The organism is Streptomyces sp. NBC_01525, assembly GCF_045040405.1.
Classification (GTDB): domain Bacteria; phylum Actinomycetota; class Actinomycetes; order Streptomycetales; family Streptomycetaceae; genus Streptomyces; species Streptomyces benahoarensis.
In genome coordinates this window covers 415,118-430,076 of the sequence record NZ_CP109397.1, presented here as the reverse complement: position 1 = coordinate 430,076, position 14,959 = coordinate 415,118, and the positions used below count along the sequence as shown (strand labels likewise).

General features: G+C 69.0%; 13 protein-coding genes and 2 pseudogenes. 7 read left to right on the top strand and 8 right to left on the bottom strand.

Annotated elements, in window-relative coordinates; translation table 11 throughout:
- Nucleotides 1–11: 11 nt before the first annotated feature.
- The 4 genes and pseudogenes from OG422_RS01955 to OG422_RS01940 all read right to left on the bottom strand — a co-directional run.
- On the bottom strand, nt 12–644 hold the full coding sequence (locus OG422_RS01955; protein WP_405738940.1) for a trans-sulfuration enzyme family protein: 633 nt from the start codon (nt 642–644) through the stop codon (nt 12–14).
- Between the two features lie 90 nt (nt 645–734).
- A complete protein-coding gene (locus tag OG422_RS01950) occupies nt 735–1,586 on the bottom strand; it encodes a PhzF family phenazine biosynthesis protein (protein ID WP_221938105.1) in 852 nt (283 codons plus the stop codon).
- Nucleotides 1,587–1,786: 200 nt separating this feature from the next.
- Nucleotides 1,787–2,095: a hypothetical protein gene (locus OG422_RS01945; RefSeq protein ID WP_405748076.1), complete on the bottom strand. Its 309-nt coding sequence runs from the start codon at nt 2,093–2,095 to the stop codon at nt 1,787–1,789.
- Between the two features lie 175 nt (nt 2,096–2,270).
- Nucleotides 2,271–2,438 (bottom strand): annotated as a pseudogene (locus OG422_RS01940) (hemerythrin domain-containing protein); the annotation flags it as partial.
- Nucleotides 2,439–2,496: 58 nt separating this feature from the next.
- Between OG422_RS01940 and OG422_RS01935 the strand changes: the two are divergent.
- The 5 genes and pseudogenes from OG422_RS01935 to OG422_RS01915 all read left to right on the top strand — a co-directional run bounded on the left by OG422_RS01935 (nt 2,497) and on the right by OG422_RS01915 (nt 4,963).
- Nucleotides 2,497–2,715: a hypothetical protein gene (locus tag OG422_RS01935; RefSeq protein ID WP_405738936.1), complete on the top strand. Its 219-nt coding sequence runs from the start codon at nt 2,497–2,499 to the stop codon at nt 2,713–2,715.
- 32 nt (nt 2,716–2,747) lie between these two features.
- Nucleotides 2,748–2,948 (top strand): annotated as a pseudogene (locus OG422_RS01930) (alpha/beta fold hydrolase); the annotation flags it as partial.
- Between the two features lie 231 nt (nt 2,949–3,179).
- Nucleotides 3,180–3,725: a DUF6545 domain-containing protein gene (locus OG422_RS01925; RefSeq protein ID WP_405738933.1), complete on the top strand. Its 546-nt coding sequence runs from the start codon at nt 3,180–3,182 to the stop codon at nt 3,723–3,725.
- A complete protein-coding gene (locus OG422_RS01920; protein WP_405738930.1) occupies nt 3,722–4,294 on the top strand; it encodes a hypothetical protein in 573 nt (190 codons plus the stop codon). Before OG422_RS01925 ends, OG422_RS01920 begins: the two co-directional genes overlap by 4 nt.
- A 510-nt stretch (nt 4,295–4,804) precedes the next feature.
- The gene (locus OG422_RS01915) at nt 4,805–4,963 is read left to right on the top strand and encodes a hypothetical protein (protein WP_405738927.1); all 159 of its coding nucleotides are present in this window, start codon (nt 4,805–4,807) and stop codon (nt 4,961–4,963) included.
- Between the two features lie 687 nt (nt 4,964–5,650).
- On the opposite strand, the gene OG422_RS01910 is transcribed toward OG422_RS01915, so the two are convergent.
- Both OG422_RS01910 and OG422_RS01905 read right to left on the bottom strand, forming a co-directional pair.
- Complete coding sequence (locus tag OG422_RS01910; protein WP_143940511.1) at nt 5,651–6,796, bottom strand: Glu/Leu/Phe/Val dehydrogenase; 1,146 nt, start codon at nt 6,794–6,796, stop codon at nt 5,651–5,653.
- A 61-nt stretch (nt 6,797–6,857) separates the two neighbouring features.
- A complete protein-coding gene (locus OG422_RS01905) occupies nt 6,858–9,773 on the bottom strand; it encodes an FAD-binding and (Fe-S)-binding domain-containing protein (RefSeq protein WP_405738924.1) in 2,916 nt (971 codons plus the stop codon).
- A gap of 155 nt (nt 9,774–9,928) precedes the next feature.
- Between OG422_RS01905 and OG422_RS01900 the strand changes: the two genes are divergently transcribed.
- Entirely contained in the window at nt 9,929–10,843 is a 915-nt protein-coding gene (locus OG422_RS01900; RefSeq protein WP_405738921.1) for a LysR family transcriptional regulator, read from the top strand.
- Between the two features lie 76 nt (nt 10,844–10,919).
- Here OG422_RS01900 and OG422_RS01895 read toward each other — a convergent pair whose 3' ends face one another.
- Nucleotides 10,920–12,329, bottom strand: a complete 1,410-nt coding sequence (locus tag OG422_RS01895) for an amino acid permease (protein ID WP_405738918.1) — start codon at nt 12,327–12,329, stop codon at nt 10,920–10,922.
- A 362-nt stretch (nt 12,330–12,691) separates the two neighbouring features.
- Nucleotides 12,692–13,606, bottom strand: a complete 915-nt coding sequence (locus tag OG422_RS01890; protein ID WP_405738915.1) for a LysR substrate-binding domain-containing protein — start codon at nt 13,604–13,606, stop codon at nt 12,692–12,694.
- A 126-nt stretch (nt 13,607–13,732) separates the two neighbouring features.
- Here OG422_RS01890 and OG422_RS01885 point away from each other — a divergent pair, with 126 nt between their 5' ends.
- Nucleotides 13,733–14,953, top strand: coding sequence for an FAD-binding oxidoreductase (locus OG422_RS01885; RefSeq protein ID WP_143945063.1), 1,221 nt, complete (start codon nt 13,733–13,735; stop codon nt 14,951–14,953).
- The last annotated feature ends 6 nt before the right edge of the window (nt 14,954–14,959 follow it).

Sequence of the window (14,959 nt, the reverse complement as noted above, 5' to 3'; positions counted from 1 at the left end):
ACGACAGCCGTTCAGGCGGTTACGGCTTGGACGAGTACGGCGTCGGCCGCGGCGAGCGCGTCGGCGACCAGGTCGGCGGTGTCCTCCGTGCCGGCCGCCAGCCGCACCAGGCCCGGCGGAACGGCTTCGGTGAGCTGTTCGTCGCTGAGCATTCCGGCCCACATGGACGCCGGGTGCACGGCGAGTGATTCCACGCCGCCGAGGCTGGCCGAGCGGCGGGGGTAGCGCAGGTGTCCCAGGAAGGCGTCGGCCATCTCGAATCCGCCGGTGAACTCGACGCTGAGCACTCCGCCGAATCCGTTCATCTGGTCGGCGGCGAGCTTGTGTTGAGGGTGGGTGGGCAGGCCGGGGTAGTGCACTTGCGTCACGGCCGGGTGCGTGCTCAGCGCCTCGGCGAGCGCCAGGCCGTTGTCGTTGTGCCGCGGCATCCGCAGCGGCAAGGTGCGTATGCCGCGCAGCAGCAGCCAGGCGTCGATCGGGCCGAGGGTGGCGCCGGTGAGCAGGCTGGTGTCCCAGATGCGGTCCAGGATCTTCGCCGGTCCGGCCAGCACTCCGGCGGAGACGTCGGAGTGACCGTTGAGGTACTTGGTCGCGCTGTGCCACACCACGTCGATGCCGAAGTCCGCGGGCCGCTGGTTCACCATGACAGCCCCGCCCTGCCCAGGCCGGCACCCCGTGGCAGTCGCCTGTCGCCGGGGACCGGTGAGTGCCACGGGGCTTGGACGAGTGGGCCTTCACACGGTGATGGAACCCCGGATGCAGATGGTGGCGGCACCGCTGACCCAGACGGTGCCGTCCGCCTCCGCGGTGATCTCGATGCTGGCGGCCCGTTGCAGCCGTGTGCCCTGGGAGACCCGGTAGGTGGTGGGTGCGGCGCCGGTGCTGGTGAGCCACTGACCGACGGCGGCGTTCATGCTGCCGCACGCGGGGTCCTCGGGAACGCCGGCGCCAGGGGCGAAGGTGCGCATCTCGAAGTGATGCTCGGATCCTTCGGGATGGGCCCCGATCGCGCCGACCATCGCGGCCGGGATGTGGGACAGGTCGGGTTCGAGGGCGAGGACCTCCCTCGCGGTGGCCAACTGGATCACCGCCCAGCCGGGCCCGTTGTCCACCCACTGGTGGGCCAGGACCTGCTCGCGCGTGATGCCGAACGCGGCGACGATCTGGTTCAGGTAGGCGTCGTCGAGCACGCCGTCGCGGATCCGGGGCGGGGCGGCGAAGGACAGGGCGTCCTCGCTGCGGCGCACGGTGACCAGGCCGGCGGCGCATTCCTGCACGATCCGGTCGGCGTGCCGGGGTATGCCGCCGCCCTCCAGCCAGGCGCGCGCGGAGCCGAGGGTGGGGTGCCCGGCGAACGGCAGCTCGTTCTGGGGCGTGAAGATCCGTAGCCGGTAGTCCGCCTCCGGGGCGGTGGGCGGCAGCACGAACGTGGTCTCGGACAGGTTCGTCCAGCGGGCCAGGCGCTGCATGTCCTGTTCAGTCAGGTCGTCCGTGCCGTCCAAGACGACCGCGACCGGGTTACCGCGATAGGGAAGAGCGGAGAACACGTCGACCTGCATGAACGAGCGGGTGCGCGGCATGGTCATCAGGGGCCTTTCGTAGCGGGAGCAGACGGGGCCTGCCTTCGCTGCTCAGCGGAGGCAGGCTCATCCCACGGGGTGTCTGTCGCAAGAGAACAGGGCCAGTTGAAACACAGTGGACTGGCCGGGCCGCCACGGTGTGCACGGGGCGGCGGCGTGAACGCCGAGAGCCCGGGGGTGTTTAGCGACCAACCATCGGGTGGCTGTCAGTGACGGGGCTGTGTACCGGGCCGTCCAGAGGCGGGCGGCCCCGGCATCACGACGAAGACGAGCAGCGCGATCGAGGCGAGGGCGAAGGGGAGCGGGCGCACCCACTGGTTCCAGTGCGCGAACTGATCGGCGACGGTCAGGGAGTACAGCCGGTCCGAGACGTAGATGGTGGCCAGCAGGGTGGCGAACTCGGCCCAGTGCGGCATGGCCGGCGTGCGGAACATGTGCGGCATGACGTTCCGGAAGCTGGGAATCGGGGCCGCGCTGTGGTCGACGGCTTCCTCGGGGAGCGGGTCGTCGGCCAAAACTCCCCAGATTCTCCCCAGGGATGGCCCGTGCAGCGCGACGGGGTACCGGCGGAAGCCGTCCCCCTGAGGCGCTGCTAGCTACGCTGCGTGACTGTGCGGGCCAGGCAGGGCCCGCGGCACGGAGGCTGCCGAGCAGGTGGGCGATCATCGAGTGATCCTGCTCGAGCGAGCGCAGCACCGGGCGCAGCTCCGGATGCGCAGCTGCGATGGCCGGGAACAGAGTGTGGTCTTCGCCCTGGTGGTGGCTGTCGAGAGCGGTACAGAAGCCGTGGCAATACAGCAGCAGTTCACGGGTGGCTGCCTCACCGGGGGTGCCGTTGGCGAGGGAGGCGCGGGTCACGGACAGCGCTTCCCGTAGTCGCCGGTGCACTCGACGGAGTTCTTGGCTCCAGGCGAACGTGACGGCAGGCGGCCCGGCGGCCCGTGTCGCCCTCTGCCAGGCGGACGGATTCCGCTGGGTCACCCTCGAAGGCCGGGCCAGCGTCACCGACGACCCCGCGCGCCTGGCCGAGGCGGTCCGCCGCTACACCGTCCGCTACCGCGCGGCCCCGCCCGCCCCACTGGACCTGGTCGTCGTGGAGATCGCCGTCGACCGCGTCCTGAGCCTCAACCTCTGAATCCCTCGTACGGAAAGCGAAGTGACACCGCCATGCCCACCCTCCCCGTCCTCGACTCCACCCTCCACTACCGCGAGTCCGGCGACCCCGACGGACTGCCGTTCGTCTTCCTCCACAACAACCCCACCTCCTCCCACCTGTGGCGGAACGTCCTGCCGGGGGTGGCCGCGCCCGGCCGCCGCCTGCTGGCCCCCGACCTCATCGGCATGGGCGACTCCGGCAAGCCCGGGCTCCGTTCAGTCAGCGCGTGAATGGGCTCGGCCGGGTCGCAGTTGAACGATTCCGAACTGGTATGTCTCGCCGTCGCGCAGGCGTTGCTGGGGTTCGTCTCGGAGGCCCGTTGAATGCGATCCACATCCCGTCCGGCGACCAACTGGGCGCACCTTCGTACGCCTTGTCGTCCCGCGTGCCCCGCACCGGGCCCCCGGCCCGCCGCCAGGTGCGGCAGGTCCAGCCCGCCGGCGGTGGAGGACGAAGACGACGGACCGCCGTCGGGTAATCAGGTCGGGTCGGTGTGCACCCGCGTCGAACGAGATCCGGCCTGCCAGGTCGACGCTCGCGCGGTGCCGCGCGATGACGTCGACCAGCTCCGTGAGCACCGCGAGCACCGACTCTGCGACAGCTGCGGCCTCCGGCAGCTCGCCGAGCAACGCCGGCAGCACCACCGCGGCGAACCGGTGGGAACGGCACATCACTTCGGCGGGGTCTCTCTCGGGCCCAACCCGGAACGCAAGAGAGTTCGCCACGCCGAGAACCTGCGGCACGGCGGCGTTCCGTCCGGCCGCGGGAGGCCGCAAGCCCACAGTGCTGTCGCTCAGGCATACTGGATCAAAGCCGCGCTCGCAGCCAAGGCGGGAGGGGCGCCTGCGGGTCCGGTCGCGGCGTTCGAGCAGCAGGCCACTGACCAGGACGGCGAAGTCGCCTGGTTGCGGCACGTCGCCAATGCCTATCGGAAGACCGACCCATCCCAGGCGCAGCGCCTGCTCGCCACCGCAGGAGCAACCGCATGACCATCACCACGGCGGCCAGGACCGTTACCGACATACTCCAGCCTCGCAATGTCCTGCTGGCCGGCATGCTCGGCATCGGCATCGCAGCGGCTGGCGACTGGACCGGCATCCCCTGGGGCCTGCTCGGCGCGCTGTGCGCCGGCATCATCCCCACGGCCTACATCGAGTGGGAGCGCAAGCGGGGCACCTGGGGGGACCGTCACGTGGTGGACCGCACGAAGCGGGCCCCCATCTTCGTCGTCATCCTGGCGTCCATCGGCCTCGGTTCGCTCGCCATGGTCCTTGGACGTGCGCCGACCGGCATCCTCATCGCGATGCTTGCCCTGTGGGCCATGACCATCGGCCTCCTGACCATCAACACGGTCTGGAAGATCAGCGTGGACAGCGCGGTGGCCTCCGCCGTCGTCGCGATGCTCGCCGTCGTCCACTCATCGTGGTGGCTGCTCGCCTACCTCCTCACCGCAGCCGTGTGCTGGTCCCGTGTGGCACTGACGTATCACACCGTCGCCCAGACGGTGGCTGGCGCATCCCTCGGCGCCGCCACCGCTGCGGCGTTCCTCCTGGCCTGACACCCGAACAGCAAGAGACCCCGGACAGTGCGTCCGGGGCTCCTTTGCATTCAGCGCGCTGGGGTAGCCGTCTGAGCCGTGCACGGACGCGGGGCCGACGGTCGACACCGTTCGCACCGCTTCGAAGAAGGCTTCAACAGGGGGGCGATGATTGAGGGTCACCGACCAGGCCCAGTCCGCCGACAGCACTGCGAAGAGCCCGGCAAGGCCGGTCAGCATGATCCGCGAGCTGCCGTCGTGCGGTCGCAGCTGCCTTGATCTTCCCCAGCAGGGCTCGGTACCTCAGGGAGCGAGGCGGCCGGTACGTTTCGAGGCACACGGTGCCATCCGCCCAGAGGGCGCCGATATGCCGCGCGGGCGTCCGGTTGACGGCCAACAGGTCGGATGGGAGACAGGCAGCCAGCAGCCCTGGAGCGGCAACGTCGCCCGCGAAGTGACCTGGCAGTTCGGGACCACACACACGAGCTGTCCGGCCACCGTCCGGTCGAAGACCGTCACCACCATCGTGACGTGGGGACAGATGTGCTCAACCGCGAGCGCATGGCGCAGGGACTCGGCGTCGTTGTCCAGAAGAATCGCGATGCCTGCCACCTCCTGGTCCACCCGCGCCCGGTCCAGTGCCTGGCGCAGATCATCACCGGAGGGTCTTGCATCCGCTACATCTCATGAACAGTCGGCCGCAGTCGCACTTGGCGGCACTCGGATCACCGGAATCCCTGTCCAGGACAGGGAGGCGGGGGATCACGCCAGTACCAGGACGGGGCCGTTCACTTGCAGCACGTATTGGTCTCTTCCGATCGCATGAAGGCGCAATGGGGCCTGGTCACGCAGCGCTCCGGACCACCAGCGGGTGGGCCTGGTGCGCCAACCGCCTGAGGACGTTCCCGTGCAGGGGGCCTTGGGGCACCGACTTGGAGTGGGCGAGGTGCCGTATACCTGCTGATCAGGTGCTCGGCACCCTCGCACCGAGGGGTGGCGGGTGTGCAGACAGCCGGCCGCCCTCCCCATCGGATCGCAGGGGGAGTCGAGATCAGCGCGGGAGTCACGGCTCGCCCGCTCACCGTGAGCGTCGAGCCGGCCGGCGAGGAACGCCGGGGATCACCCGACGCGGAATCTCGTGTACACCGAAAGTAGGGGGCGCCTCCCTCCACACCATGGACAGATGTCAGATTCTTGGCGCTCGCGATGCGACACATGCTCAACCCCCGCAGCGGGCGCTGGGCATCCCGGGGGTGGATGGCAATCTCTGTCGAACCCGGAACGGCCCGGCGTCCGGGCGACCACCCTTTGATCGCCCGGCGTCACTCCGGACAACTCGCCGTGATTGTCCACCCGGCGCGGCGTGCAAGCCGTGCCTCAGCGGGGGATACGTCCCTTGCTGTGCATGGCGGTGCGGACGCGTTCCTCTGCCAGGCTGCGGCCGGCCGTGTGCGGTGTCGTGTTGCGGCGCTTGGCCTCCTCAAGGACGGTGACGGCGTTCGTGCGCAGCCGGCTGGAGATCGTCTCGAAAATGGTGGGGGTCTCGGGCCGGAAGCCGGAGTAACGGGCGTCCATGGCGAACGCGGCGGCGACAACGCCGCCGGCGTTGGCGACGAAGTCGGGCAGTACGGTGACACCGCGCTGCGCGAGGATCTCCTGAGCCTGCGGAGAGGTGGGCAGGTTGGCGCCCTCGACGACCAGTTTGGCCTTGATCCGGTGGGCCTTCTCGGCGTCGATGACGTCCTGCAAGGCGGCGGGAACCAGGACGTCGCAGTCGACGGTCAGTTCCAGGCCGGCGTCGATGACAGCGCCTTGGGAGAACCGGTTCACGAAGGCGTCGCCGTGCTCCTCGCGGGCGGCGAGTAGGGAAGGCACGTCCAGTCCACTGGGGTCGTGGAGTCCACCGTGGGCCGTGGATACCGCGACGACGGTGGCGCCGAGCTCGGCGTACCGTGCGGCTGCGGCAGCGCCCACGGCACCGAAGCCCTGGATGGCCACCCGGGCACCGGCCAGGGGCATCCCGAGGCTCTGCGCAGCGGAATCGGTGGCCTCTGCGACGCCGTAGCCGGTGACCCCGAGCTTGTCGTAGGCGACGCCCCCCAGGTGTTCGGGGGTGCCGACGGCGGCTCCGCGGTCGCCCAACTCGTCCTGGATGACGGCCGCGTCGCATTCGGTCAGCCCCATGTCCAGGCCCATCACGTACTCGCGGGGCACCTCGTTGGACAGGGCACGGGCGAACGCGCGCAGGATCGCTTCCTTGTCGCGGGAGGCGGGATCAGCGACGATGCCGGCCTTCGCGCCGCCGTAGAACAGATCGACGCCGGCCCACTTCCAGGTCATGACGCGGGCCAGCCGCGCGATTTCGTCGACCGTCACGGTCGGACTCATGCGCGTTCCGCCCTTGCCGGTGCCCCGGGCGGTGTTGTCGATGACCAGCACGCCTTTCATGCCGGTACGCCGGTGGGAGACAACAACGATCTTCTCGGGACCCCAGTCGTCAACGAGGGAGAGTGCGTCAGTCACGTCTGTCTTTCCTTGTGGGTAGGTCGGTGGGTGGGTTGATAGGGAGGCGCGATCGCGCGGGCTACGAGGAGGGGCCGGAGGGCGGCAGCGCGCGGGCGATGAGCTGGGCGACGTGGGTGCCGGTGCGGTCGGTCTGCTGAGAGATCTGGGTGCGGCAGCTGAAGCCGTCGGCGAGGATGTGGGTGTCGAGGTCGGCGGCGCGCACGGCGGGCAGCAGGACCTGCTCGCCTGCGGCGACGGAGACGTCGTAGTGGCCGCGTTCGAACCCGAAGTTGCCCGCCAGGCCACAACAGCCCGAATCCAGTGTCGTGTTGTCGACGCCCATGCGGCGCAGCAGTGTGCTGTCGGCGCTGAATCCGGAGGTGGCGTGCTGATGGCAGTGGGTCTGGCTGATCGAGCTGGTTTCGATCAGCGGAGGCTGCCAGTCGGACGCCTGGTGGATGAGGAGTTCGGCGAGGGTGACGGTGGACCCGGCAATGGCGCGGGCATCGGCGTTTCCGTCGAGGAGTTCGGCCAGATCACTTCTCAGGGCCGCGGTACAGCTGGGCTCCAGCCCGACGATGGGGATGCCCGCTCCGGCGGCGGGGCCCAGGGCAGTGGTGGTGCGCCGGGCGATACGGCGGGCGATGCTCAGCTGTCCGGTGGTGATCCAGGTCAGTCCGCAGCACTGGGTGCCGTCGGGGACCTGGACGCGGAAGCCGGCGCTCTCCAGCACGTCGACTCCGGCTTTGAGGACGTCGGGAGTGAAGTGGTTGTTGAAGGAGTCGACCCACAGCATGACCGGTCCACGGTGTCCCTCGCCCTGAGGCGTGCGGCTGCGGAACCAGGTCAGGAAGGTCTGGTCGGCGAACTGCGGAAGGTTTCGCTGCGCAGCGATCCCTCCGAGACGTTTGATGAGGGAGGCCAGACGGGAGGAGGTAAGGGCGTTGACCAGTCGTGGCATGCGGGCTGCCAACCGGGACAGCAGGGGAAGCCAGCCCATCGTGTAATGCGAGGCGGGCCGGACGCGCCCCTTGTAGTGGTGGTGCAGGAACTCCGACTTGTACGTGGCTACGTCCACGCCGACCGGGCAATCGACGCTGCATCCCTTGCAGGACAGGCACAGGTCGAGGGCGTCGCGGACTTCCGTGGACCGCCAGCCGTCAGTGATCACTTCGCCCTGCGTCATCTCGTACAGCAGGCGTGCGCGGCCGCGGGTGGAGTCCCTTTCGTCCAGGGTGACGCGGTAGCTGGGGCACATGACGTCGCCGCGATGGCCGGCGGAGCGGCATTTGCCGACGCCGACGCAGCGGCGGGTGGCCTTGGCGAAGTCACCGCCGTCCGCGTGGAAGGGGAGGACCGTCGTCAGGGGGAGCGGGGTGCGGTGCGGACTGACCCGCAGGTTTCCGTCCACGGGCAGCGGGTGCACGATCATGCCGGGGTTGAGGCCGTTGTCGGGGTCCCAGATGCTCTTGAACTCCTCGAACAGGGCGATGATGTCGGGCCCGTACATGAGGGGCAGCAGTGCGGAACGAGCCTGCCCGTCGCCGTGCTCGCCGGACAGGGAACCGCCGTGCGCGGCGATCAGTTCGGCGGCGTCGGTGACGAAGGCGCGGAAGACGGCCGTGCCCTCCTCGGTGGTGAAGTCGAAGTTGATGCGTACGTGCAGGCAGCCCTCGCCGAAGTGACCGTATACGGCCCCCTGGAGCTGATGGTGGCCCAGCAGTTCGGTGAACTGGCGTAGGTAGGAGCCGAGTTGGTCGGGCGGGACGGCGGCGTCCTCCCATCCCGGCCATGCCTCGGAGCCTCCCCCGGGCCCAGGCAGGCGGGTGGCCAGACCGGCCCCGTCCTCGCGGATGCGCCACAGCCGGCGGGCCCGTGCCGGATCGGCGATGACCTCACTGCCGGTGAAGCCGTCCGCCTGCCGTGCCGATGCGGCAAGGGCCTCGGCGCGGCGGGGCAGTTCGTCCGGTGTGCCGCCGATTTCGGCGAACAGCCAGGCCCGGGCGGCGGGCAGGGTGTCGATGGCGGCGCGGGTCTCGGGCCGGGTGACGATGTCGGTCAGGGCTTGGTCGAGTCCTTCGAGCGCCAGCAACCGGTGGTCCAGCAGGAAGGGCACCGCGTCGGCTGCGGCACAGGCATCTTGGAACCCGAGAACGACCAAAGCCCGAGCAGGCGGCGGAGGGATGAGGCGGACGGTCGCCGAGAGGACGACCGCGAGGGTGCCCTCGCTGCCGACGAGAGCTCGGGCCAGGTTGAAGCGGTTCTCGGGCAGCAGATGTTCCAGGGCGTATCCCGACACCTGCCGCGGGAACTGTCCGAGCTTGGTCCGCAATGCGGCCAGATTGCTCTGGGCGAGCTGGTACAGGGACGCGATCAGCTGAGCGCGGTCGTCACCGGCAGCCATTGCGTCATCGATCTCGTCCTGGGTCATCTCGCCCAGATGGACCACCGTGCCCCGGTAGGTGACCACTTCGAGTTCTGCGACGTTGTCCGCGGTGCGGCCCCAGGCCACGGAGTGGGTTCCGCAGGCATTGTTCCCGATCATGCCGCCGAGCGTGCAGCGGCTGTGGGTGGAGGGATCGGCGCCGAAGAGCAGGCCGTGCTCGGCGGCGGCCGTCTGAAGGTCATCGAGGACGATGCCCGGCTGCACCGTCGCGGTGCGTGCCTGCGGGTCCAGGGCGAGGAGCCGGTTGAAGAAGCGGGAGAAGTCGAGCACCACGCCGGCGCCGACAGCTTGACCGGACGTGCTGGTGCCCGCGCCCCGGGACGTGACCGGTACGCCGAGGCGGCGGCACACCCCAAGGGTGTTGAGGACGTGCCGGCGCTCGCGGGGGAAGACCACCGCCAGTGGGATCTGCCGGTAATTGGAGGCGTCGGCCGAGTACTGTGCCCGGCGGCCGGCGTCGCCGGCGACCTCACCGCAATTTCCCCGGCTGAGGGCGTCGGTCACTGCTGCCGCATCCACGCTGCCGAGGTCCTGCACTGTCGCGGTCACTGTGCTGCTCCTTCGTTCACCGGCCACGTTCGACCTGGTCACCCCACGATGTGGGTCGACCACCACAGAGACAAGAGCCAGCAGGGCGAAAGATTTGACGCTTGAGGCCAATAATTGCTTATGCTCGCCGTCTCGAAACCCCTCAGGAGCCCGCTGTGCTGAAGCCTCTGCATCTGCTCACGTTGAAGGCCGTCGTCCGCAGTGGATCATTCGCCGTCGCGGCCCGCGATCTCGGCTACACGTCCTCCGCGATCTCGCAGCAGATCTCCGCCCTGGAGAAGGAGACCGGGCTGGTCCTGTTCGAGCGGGAGGCGCACGGCATCCATCCGACCGCCGCGGCGCACCGCCTGGTCGACCTCAGTACGCGGGCGCTGGCTGCCATGGACGACCTGAATTACCAGGTGCAGGAGCTCGCCAGCGGCGCCACGGGGCGCCTCAGGCTGGGCAGCTTCCCGACGGCCGGCGTCAGGCTGGTGCCGCCCGCGCTGTCGACCCTGAGCGAAACGCATCCGCGCGCGCAGATCCAACTGGAGGAGGGCGAACCGGAAGAGCTCATCGCCGCCCTCGGCAGCGGCGACCTGGACATCGCCCTGGTGTACGAGTACGGGCTCAGTCCACGCCAGTGGCCCGACGGACTGACCTGCCGTCATCTGTTGCGGGAGGACCTGATCCTGCTTCGGGCGCACGGCAGCGGCCTGAGCGCGCAGCTTGCCCACCTGTCCAAGGCGCGGTGGATCACCAGCCGGGAAGGAACGGCCGGGGCCCGCTCGCTCACCCGGCTGTGCGCGGCGGCAGGGTTCGATGCCGCGGTCGCCTTCCGCAGCAACAACTATGACGTGGTGCGGGAGTTGGTCTCTGCCGGGCTCGGGGTGGCCATCGTGCCGGCACTCGGCCACGTACCGAGTGAAGCCATCGAGGCCACCCGCCTGACGCAGCGTTCCGCGCACCGCCAGGTGATGGCGCTGCACCGCAGCGAGAACAGCAACCCCTTGCTGGCCACGATGTTCGACGCGCTGCGGCGTGCGGTGCCCACTGGCGAGCCGCATCTGCACCCGGCCGAGGGCGCCTAGAGGAGGCATCCTCCCTGGTGTCCAGTGGCCAGGGAGGACGGCAACCAGCCGGCCGATGGTGCGCCCGGCGTTCGCGTTACCGGGCGGGCTCCCGTTCGGGATCGGGCGCCGGTTCGTCGGAGTCGGACATGTCGTCGAGCGCGTCGAGATCCACCGAGCCCCCCGGCATGACCCTGCGCGTGCGGTGATACCCGTAGGCGGCGTAGATGACGAGGCCGACGACCAGCCAGCCGCCCAGTCGTACCCAGGTCTCCCATTCCAGGAACGACATGAGCCAGACGGAGAAGACCATGCCGAGGATCGGCACGACCGGCATTCCCGGACATCGAAAGCCCCGCTTGAGGTGCGGCTTGGTGTAGCGCAGGATCAGTACCGCCGCGGAGACGACCACGAAGGCCAGCAGCACCCCGATATTGGTGAGTTCGGCGACGGCGTTGATGGGCAGCACGCCTGCGAGTACGGCGGAGACGACGCCGATGACCCAGGTGGCGCGGTGCGGAACCTTCCGCTTGGGGTGGATGGCGCCGAACCATGCCGGCATCAGTCCGTCACGGCTCAGCGCGTACCAGAGACGGGATGCGCCCATCATGAAGGAGAACGTCACCGTGACGATGCCGATCACCGCACCGACGGCGATGACGTTGGCCAGCCCGTTCAATCCCGCCTTCGCGAAGGCGCTGGAGATCCCGCTGCTCGGGTTGAGATCGGTGTAGCGCTGCATGCCGGTGAGCACGATGCAGACCAGGACGTACAGAACCATGGAGATGGCCAGCGAGAGCATCATCGCCTTGGGCAGTTTCTTGCGTGACTCCACCGACTCTTCGGCGGCCGTGCTCAGCGCGTCGTAGCCGAACACCGCGAAGAAGACCGTTGCGGCGCCGGTGAAGGCCCCGCCGATGCCGAACGGCGCAAAGGGGGTCAGGTTGTCGGTGTTGACCTTGGTGAAACCGACCACGATCACCAACAGCACAATGCCGATCTTGATGATGGTCAGTACCGTCTCCACACGGGCCGAGGTGCGCGTTCCGCGAGTCAGCAGCCAGGCCACGGCCAGGCAGATCGCCACGGCCAGCACGTCGACCCTATGGCCGTCGCCGGTGCCTGGAGCGCCCAGCGCCCAGGTGGGCAGGTGGATGCCGACGGCGTCCAGCAGGAATCCCAGATAGCCCGACATGCCGATCGCGACGACGGCGACGATCGCGGTGTACTCCAACAGCAGGTCCCAGCCCACGATCCAGCCGACGATCTCCCCGAGGACCGCGGCGCAGTACGTGTAGGACGAGCCGGCCTTCGGAACCATGCCGGCGAATTCGGCGTAGGCGAAGGCGGCGCACAGTGACGCCGCCCCGGCCACCAGAAAGGAGATCAGGACAGCGGGGCCCGCGACATTCCTGGCCACGGCCGAGGCCAGGCTGAAGATGCCGGCTCCGATGATGGCTCCGATACCGATCATCGTGAGCTGGGTGAGGCCGAGCGTGCGCACCATGCGCTTGTCGGCGGGCTGCTCGGAGGGAAGCGTTCGCCTGAAGACTCCCTGCGGGCCTCTTCCCAGCAAAGGGGGAAGGTGAGATTTCGGGGTGTGATGGGGGGACATCGATCGCTCCCTGTCAGGCAACGGCGGCACGACGGGCCACCGTCGTGGCGTGGGTCACCACTGGCCTGAAACCCTCACCCACTTCCTCGGTCGGCGAAAGAGAGTGCAGCCCGACAACTTGCGACGCTGAGGGCCAGCAAAGCTGATGCCTGTGCGGTGGAGGGCGAGGAAAGCGACCTCTGATGCAGAGCGCACCTATCCGTGGCCGGATGGCCTCCGCGCTTCCGGAGGCCGGCTGTCGACCCTATGAGTGCCTACGCCGGGTTGCCGCGCCGGGCCTCGGAAACTGCCTTCAGGACGGAGACCAGGGCCGCCACCGTAGGCCGGTGCTCCGCGGAGGAGCGGATGACGACGACGATGTGCCGCTCGATCGTCTCGTGCAGCTCCACCACGTCGAAGCGTGACGAGCGCAGTGAGAGCATCAGATCCGTCACCGTGCTCACACCGACGCCCGCCTCGACAAGCGCCAGTGTGGCCGCGGTGTCCGTCACCTCGTGCTGCACCTCGGGCTCGACGCCCGCCCGTCGGCATGCGGTGCGCACGGCACGGCCGTAGTAGCTGTCGGCCGACGGCAGGATCCATCGCAGATTCTGAGTGTCCGCCAGGGAGATCCCCTCGCGGCCGTTCATCGACCCTGCGGGCACCGCGAGGGAGAAACGTTCCCGGTACAGCTGAATCACCCGCAGGGCTGGATCGCGGCGGATGGGCACATCCGGGTAGTCCAGGCCGAGTGCGAGGTCCACGGATCCGGACGTGACGGCGTCATAGACCTCGTCCACGTCCATGTCACGGCTGTGCACCAGCAGCCCCGGATGGATCTCGCGGGCCTTGTGCAGAACCAGAGGCAGGATCTCGGCGGCAGCCGTGGCGAAGAGGCCGACCAGCAGCGACCCGGAGGCTTCGTTGCGGGTGCGTTCGAGCGCTTCGACGGCCTCGGCTTCCGTGGACAGGATCCGCTCGGCGTGCCGGGCCAGCGTCCTCCCTGCGTCCGTCAGCTCCACCCGGCGCCCGATCCGCTGCAGTAGTTCCATGCCGGTGGCCTTTTCCAGCGCGGCGATCTGCTGGGAGACCCCGCCGGGCGTGTATCCCAGAGCCTCCGCCACCGCGGTGACGGTCCCGCGACGGGTCAGCTCCACCAGGGAGCGGAGCTGAGCGCTCGTCCAGTCCATATAGAGACTCTAATAGATATGGGGAACAAACTATTCATAGACGTCAACGGTCGGGTTGCTACACGATGACGCACAGATAGCTGATCAGCATCGACACGCACTGACAGCCCAAGCCACGCCCCACGGATGCCCTATCGGCTCTGGCGTTGGCCTCTGGAAGGGACCGGCCTCTTGTCCTCCTCATCCACCTTCCGCACCGTTCCGCCGACCGCCGATGTCGTGATCATCGGCGGTGGAGTGATGGGTGCCAGTACCGCGTTCCACCTGGCCGAGTCAGGGGTGCAGAACATCGTTGTCGTCGAACGCGGCGACCTGGGCTGCGGCAGCTCGGGCAAGCCGATCGGCGGGGTGCGAGCGCAGTTCTCCGACCCGCTCAACATCGAGCTGGGAAACCGGAGCCTGCGTGCCTACCAGGACTTCCCGCACCGCCCCGGCGCCGGTATCCGACTCGACACCGTCGGATACCTGTTCCTGCTCAGCACGGCCCAACAGGCCACGGACTTCGAGAACAGCGTCCGGATCCAGAACAGCCTTGGTGTCCCCAGCCGCATGATCGGCCCGAGCGAGGCGCACCGGCTGTGTCCCTACATCAGCACCGACGGACTCGTGGCCGCCGCCTATTCTCCCACCGACGGCCATGCCCGCCCCGGACTGGTCGTCCAGGGATACGCGCGCTCCGCGAACCAGGCCGGCGTCACCCTCGCGACGCACACCGCCGTCACCGGCATCGACACCCGCAGCGACCGGATCACGGCAGTGCACACCGATCACGGAACGATCTCCTGCGCCACCGTCATCTGCACCGCCGGTGCCTGGTCGGCTCAGATCGGGGACATGCTCGGGATCAACCTCCCCGTCCGTCCGGTACGCCGCCAGCTGGCCTTCACCGCCCCGCTCACCCCGCCCGCCCCGCGCATCCCCTTCACCATCGACTTCTCCTCGACCGGCTACTTCCACAACAGCGACGACGGGTTGCTGTTCGGTCTGGCCGATCCCGACCAGCAGGACGGCTTCGACACCGACTGGACGCCGGAATGGCTGGAGCTGTTCCGCGGCGCGGCGCGGCGCCGGGCGCCCGCCCTGGCGGACATGGAGATCGCCGACGGCTGGGCCGGCCTCTACGAGGTCACCCCGGACCACAACGCACTCATCGGCCGCTCCGGCGAGGTGCACAACTTCCTTTATGCGACCGGGTTTTCCGGGCACGGCTTCCTGCAGGCCCCCGCCGTCGGAGAGATCGTCCGCGATCTGTACCTGGACCGCGAACCCTTCGTCGATGTCACTCCGCTCAGCGCCGACCGCTTCATGACAGGGGCCGAAGTCCGCCCCGAAGCCCACGTGGTGTGAATCCCC

Coding starts and splice junctions, on each gene's coding strand:
- OG422_RS01885 (WP_143945063.1), top strand. CDS start 13,733: ATGCCCTATCGGCTCTGGCGTTGGCCTCTGGAAGGGACCGGCCTCTTG.
- OG422_RS01955 (WP_405738940.1), bottom strand. CDS start 644: ATGGTGAACCAGCGGCCCGCGGACTTCGGCATCGACGTGGTGTGGCAC.
- OG422_RS01920 (WP_405738930.1), top strand. CDS start 3,722: ATGACCATCACCACGGCGGCCAGGACCGTTACCGACATACTCCAGCCT.
- OG422_RS01950 (WP_221938105.1), bottom strand. CDS start 1,586: ATGACCATGCCGCGCACCCGCTCGTTCATGCAGGTCGACGTGTTCTCC.
- OG422_RS01895 (WP_405738918.1), bottom strand. CDS start 12,329: ATGGTGCGCACGCTCGGCCTCACCCAGCTCACGATGATCGGTATCGGA.
- OG422_RS01890 (WP_405738915.1), bottom strand. CDS start 13,606: ATGGACTGGACGAGCGCTCAGCTCCGCTCCCTGGTGGAGCTGACCCGT.